Origin of the sequence: Pseudomonas edaphica, from assembly GCF_005863185.1 — a bacterium.
Classification (GTDB): domain Bacteria; phylum Pseudomonadota; class Gammaproteobacteria; order Pseudomonadales; family Pseudomonadaceae; genus Aquipseudomonas; species Aquipseudomonas edaphica.
On the sequence record NZ_VBVZ01000513.1, the window covers coordinates 1 to 4511 of the forward strand.

General features: G+C 63.3%; 6 protein-coding genes. All 6 read left to right on the forward strand.

The window, feature by feature from the left end; translation table 11 throughout:
- The coding region (locus FEM54_RS25465; RefSeq protein ID WP_138453540.1) for a cobyric acid synthase at window positions 1-945 on the forward strand (945 nt) is incomplete at its 5' end.
- A gap of 394 nt (window positions 946-1339) precedes the next feature.
- On the forward strand, window positions 1340-1861 hold the full coding sequence (cobU, locus tag FEM54_RS25475) for a bifunctional adenosylcobinamide kinase/adenosylcobinamide-phosphate guanylyltransferase (RefSeq protein WP_017134894.1): 522 nt from the start codon (window positions 1340-1342) through the stop codon (window positions 1859-1861).
- Entirely contained in the window at window positions 1858-2913 is a 1056-nt protein-coding gene (gene cobT / locus FEM54_RS25480) for a nicotinate-nucleotide--dimethylbenzimidazole phosphoribosyltransferase (RefSeq protein WP_017134895.1), read from the forward strand. Before cobU ends, cobT begins: the two co-directional genes overlap by 4 nt.
- Window positions 2910-3485 carry an alpha-ribazole phosphatase family protein gene (gene cobC / locus FEM54_RS25485; RefSeq protein ID WP_138453542.1) on the forward strand — a complete coding sequence of 192 codons (576 nt, stop codon included), beginning with the start codon at window positions 2910-2912 and terminating at the stop codon, window positions 3483-3485. Before cobT ends, cobC begins: the two co-directional genes overlap by 4 nt.
- 2 nt (window positions 3486-3487) lie before the next feature.
- Entirely contained in the window at window positions 3488-4216 is a 729-nt protein-coding gene (locus tag FEM54_RS25490) for an adenosylcobinamide-GDP ribazoletransferase (protein ID WP_138453543.1), read from the forward strand.
- 42 nt (window positions 4217-4258) lie between these two features.
- A partial coding sequence (locus FEM54_RS25495) for a MarR family winged helix-turn-helix transcriptional regulator (protein WP_138453544.1) occupies window positions 4259-4511 on the forward strand: 253 nt, incomplete at its 3' end.

Here is a 4511-nt window from a genome sequence, read left to right on the forward strand (position 1 = left end):
GTGTTCGCCCACCTGGTCGGCACTCTGGAATTGCTTTCGCCAACCGAACAGGCGCGGGTCAAGGGCTTCATTATCAACCGTTTTCGCGGCGATATCGCCTTGCTGCAGCCTGGCCTCGACTGGTTGGAAGCGCGCACCGGCAAGCCCGTGGTGGGCGTACTGCCCTACGTGATGGACCTGCACCTGGAAGCCGAAGACGGCATCGACCAGCGCCAGATCGACAAGGCCGCCCAAGTGCTCAAGGTGGTGGTGCCGGTATTGCCGCGCATCAGCAACCACACCGATTTCGACCCGCTGCGCCTGCACCCGCAGGTGGATTTGCAGTTTGTCGGGCCGGGCCAGCCGATTCCGCCTGCCGACCTGATTATCCTGCCGGGCTCCAAAAGCGTGCGCAGTGACTTGGCCTATTTGCGCGCCAACGGCTGGGACACTGCCGTGGCGCGGCACTTGCGTTATGGCGGCAAGGTGCTGGGGATTTGCGGCGGCTTGCAGATGCTCGGCGAGCAGCTGCATGACCCGCTCGGGCTGGAAGGGCCGGCTGGCTCCAGTGAAGGCTTGGGGCTGTTGGCGTTCAGTACGACGCTGGAGGAAGAGAAGCAGCTGCGCAATGTGCGTGGGCGCTTGTTGCTGGAAGATGCCGAGGTCAGTGGTTATGAGATCCACGCCGGCGTGACTTGCGGTGAAGCGCTGGCGAACGCCGCCGTGCGGTTGGATGACGGCCGCAGTGACGGCGCCCAGAGTGCCGACGGGCAGATTCTCGGCACCTACCTGCATGGCCTGTTCGAAAGCCCCGCGGCGTGCAGCGCCTTGTTGCGCTGGGCTGGGTTGCAGGACGTGCAGGAGGTGGATTACCACGCCTTGCGCGAGCGCGATATCGAGCGTTTGGCGGACCTGGTGGAGAACCACCTGGATACCGCGTTGTTGCGCAAGCTATGCGGGCTCTGACGGTGTACACCCAGTCCAAATGTGGGAGCTGGCTTGCCTGCGATGGCGGTTTGTCGGTGTACATATCCGTCAGCTGGGTAACGGCCACTTATGGTTCCGCTCTTACAGCGGGTCACTTTTGTAAAGACACAAAAGTAACCAGAAAGTCTTCGCCCCACCACTCGGCACCTCGCCTGGGCTCGGTGTACCCGAACGCAGGCCAGCGTGGTTTAACGGGGCGACTGAGATCAAAATCAAAAGCCAGATCAACCGCCAGATCAAAAGCAGATCTGCCTTTCAGTGGGAGCTGGCTTGCCTGCGATGGCCATGGCTCAGCCACTGCATGCCTACCTGACTCACCCCACTTGCCGCGGCACACCTCAACCTCTCCACCCGCCGAACAAGGTGCCACCCCATGCATCAATTAATCCTCGGCGGTGCCCGCTCCGGCAAAAGCCGCCTGGCCGAAAAACTCGCCAGCGACAGCACCTTGCCCGTCATCTACATCGCCACCAGCCAGCCGCTGGATGGCGAGATGAGCGCGCGCGTCGCGCATCACCGTGAGCGGCGTCCCGATCATTGGGGCCTGATTGAAGAACCCATCGAGCTGGCCCGCGTACTGCGCGAAAACGCCGCTGCCGATCGCTGCCTGCTGGTGGACTGCCTGACCCTGTGGCTCACCAACCTGCTGATGCTCGAAGACCCGGCGCGCCTGGCGCTGGAGCGCGATCAATTGCTGCAAACCCTGGCTGCACTGCCGGGTGAAATCATTTTTGTCAGCAACGAGACCGGAATGGGTGTCGTGCCGCTGGGCGAATTGACTCGCCGCTATGTGGATGAAGCCGGTTGGCTGCATCAAGCCTTGGCCGAGCGGTGTCAGCGTGTTGTCCTGACGGTTGCCGGCCTGCCCCTGACTTTGAAAGGTACTGCGTTATGACTGACACCTGGTGGCTCAACCCTTGTAAGGCTGTCGACGCCTCAGCGTACGAACAAGCGCTGGCGCGCCAGCAACAGCTGACCAAACCGGCCGGTTCGCTCGGCCAGCTCGAAGCTGTAGCGGTGCAACTGGCCGGCCTGCAAGGCCAGGTCAAACCGTTGGTGGACCAAGTGTGGATCGCCATTTTTGCCGGTGACCATGGCGTCGTCGCAGAAGGCGTGTCGGCGTTTCCCCAGGAAGTGACCGGGCAGATGCTGCACAACTTCGTCACTGGCGGCGCGGCCATCAGTGTGTTGGCACGTCAGCTGGATGCGCAGCTGGAAGTGGTCGACCTCGGCACGGTGACGCCCTCGCTGAACCTGCCCGGAGTGCGTCACCTGAACATCGGCGCGGGCACGGCCAATTTCGTCAACGGCCCAGCCATGACTGAAGCTCAGGGCTGCCTGGCGCTGCAAGCCGGTCGCGATAGCGCTCGGCGCGCTTTGGCCGGTGGCGCCCAGCTGTTTATCGGCGGTGAAATGGGCATCGGTAATACCACCGCCGCCAGCGCCTTGGCCTGTGCGCTGCTCGATTGCAAGGTCAGCGACCTTACAGGCCCGGGCACCGGTTTGAACGCCCAGGGCGTCAGCCACAAAGTAGCAGTCATCGAGCGCGCACTGGCGCTGCATGCCGGACAGCGCGATGACGCATTGCACACCCTGTTCAACCTCGGCGGGTTTGAAATCGCCGCGCTGGTCGGTGCCTATCTGGCCTGCGCACAAGAAGGCATCGTCGTGCTGGTGGACGGGTTTATCTGCACCGTCGCCGCACTGGTCGCCACGCGCCTGAACCCGGCGTGTCGAGAATGGCTGGTATTCGGCCATGGTGGCGCCGAGCCGGGCCATCGTCACGTACTGCAAAGCCTCAACGCCGAACCCTTGCTGCAGCTCGGCCTGCGCCTGGGCGAGGGCAGTGGTGCGGCGCTGGCGGTGCCGTTGCTGCGCCTTGCGTGTGCGCTCCACGGGCAAATGGCGACATTCGCCGAAGCGGCCGTGGCAGACCGCCCGGCATGACCTTGCACCTGGACCTGTTGCGCCACGGCGAAACCGAGCTGGGCGGCGGCCTGCGCGGCAGCCTCGACGACGCGCTCACCGACAAGGGCTGGGCGCAGATGCGCGCCGCCGTAGCAGAGCAGGGCCCTTGGGACCGCCTGGTCAGCTCGCCGCTGCAACGTTGCGCGATGTTCGCCCAAGAGTTGGGCGCACGCCTCGATGTGCCGGTGAGCCTGGAAAAAGACCTGCAGGAATTGCACTTCGGCGCCTGGGAAGGGCATAGCGCAGCGGCGCTGATGGAAACCGACGCCGAAGGGCTCGGCCTGTTCTGGGCCGACCCCTACAGCTTCACACCGCCTGAGGGCGAGCCGGTCAGCGACTTTTCACACCGTGTCCTCAGCGCCGTCTCGCGCTTGCACCAGGCTTACGCCGGTGAGCGCGTGTTGCTGATCAGCCACGGTGGTGTGATGCGTCTGCTATTGGCGCGAGCGCGAGGTTTGCCGCGCGAGCAGTTGTTGAATGTCGAGGTCGGCCATGGTGGGCTGTTCAGCCTGCATGTGGCTGCCGATGGTGTGTTGAAGGAAGGAACCTGACGATGCTGCCATTCTGGATCGCCCTGCAATTTCTCAGCAGCCTGCCGATTCGTTTGCCGGGCATGCCGCAGCCACAAGAGTTGGGGCGTTCGCTGCTGTTTTATCCCGTGGTCGGGCTGTTGTTCGGCGTGCTGTTATGGGCGCTGAACAGCGTATTGATGGGCGCGCCGTTGTTGCTGCATGCCGCCTTATTGCTGACCGCGTGGGTGTTGCTTAGCGGTGGCCTGCACCTGGACGGCCTGGCGGACAGCGCCGATGCCTGGCTCGGTGGCTTCGGCGACCGCGAGCGCACCCTGACCATCATGAAAGACCCGCGCAGCGGGCCGATTGCGGTGGTTACCCTGGGCTTGGTGCTGTTGCTCAAGTTCACCGCGCTGGTGGCGTTGATCGAGCAACGTAATGACGCGGCATTGATCCTGGCTCCGTTGATCGGGCGGGCGTCGATGCTGGCGCTGTTCCTTACCACGCGCTATGTGCGTGCAGGCGGTTTGGGTCAGGCGCTGTCGGACCATTTACCGCGGGTTGTCGGCCAACAGGTGCTGATCCTCAGTGGCCTGGCCTGCATCCTGATCGGCGGTTTCAGCGGCGGCATGGCTGTTCTGCTGGCGGCGCTGTGTTTTATCGGCCTGCGCCAATTGATGGTCAACCGGCTGGGTGGCACCACCGGCGACACAGCTGGCGCACTCCTGGAGTTGCTGGAAGTCGCGGTGTTGATCGGTTTGGCTCTGTAACACTTTCTTGCATTTCCTTAATCGCGGGTATATACACGTTCCATGCTTGCCTCCCAATGTTTATGCACCAACCTGCGACGTGCCGCCCGTGGCGTCAGCAGGCATTACGACGGCGCTCTCGACGGCTTCGGGATCAACGTCGCCCAGTATTCTTTGCTGTGCAACTTGCAGCGTCTCGACCAACCGAGCATTTCCAGCCTAGCCGACGCCATGGGCCTGGATCGCAGTACCTTGGGGCGCAACTTGCGGGTGCTGGAAGGCGAAGGCCTGGTGCAGTTGGTCGAGGGTGATGACT